General features: G+C 61.6%; 1 protein-coding gene. It reads left to right on the forward strand.

All coding sequences use genetic code 11. From position 1 onward, the window contains the following. Nucleotides 1–83 precede the first annotated feature (83 nt). A complete protein-coding gene (locus CRD59_RS07705; protein ID WP_269088378.1) occupies nt 84–362 on the forward strand; it encodes a hypothetical protein in 279 nt (92 codons plus the stop codon). Nucleotides 363–440 lie beyond the last annotated feature (78 nt).

Genomic DNA, 440 nt, shown 5'->3' on the forward strand with positions numbered 1-440 from the left:
GTTTGTGTTGTCAGGCGGAGGGGGGGGGGGGGGGTGAGGCGCGGTCTCGTGGGCTCGGGGATGGGGATAAGAGACAGGACTCGGTGCGTGTCTCCGACGCCTTCATGGCCGCTGTTGAGCAGGGTAAGCCCTTCGGTCTGATGTCCCGCACCGAGCCTGACAAGGTGCTTGACACCGTTGACGCCAAGGAACTTTTTGGCAAGATTGCTCAGGCTGCTTGGGAGTGCGCCGATCCCGGCTTGCAATATGACGACACCATCAATGCCTGGCATACCACCCCGAATTCCGGACGAATCAAAGCGTCCACCCCGTGCTCGGACTACATGAGCCTAGACCTGTCTCTCATCCCCATCTGTCGCTGACGGCGCAGGCGGGGGTGGTGGTTTGTGGTGGGGGGTGGTTTGGGTGTGGTGTGGTGTGTGGTTGGTGGTGTGTGGTGG

Source organism: Bifidobacterium xylocopae, from assembly GCF_003315615.1.
In the GTDB taxonomy this organism is placed as follows: domain Bacteria; phylum Actinomycetota; class Actinomycetes; order Actinomycetales; family Bifidobacteriaceae; genus Bombiscardovia; species Bombiscardovia xylocopae.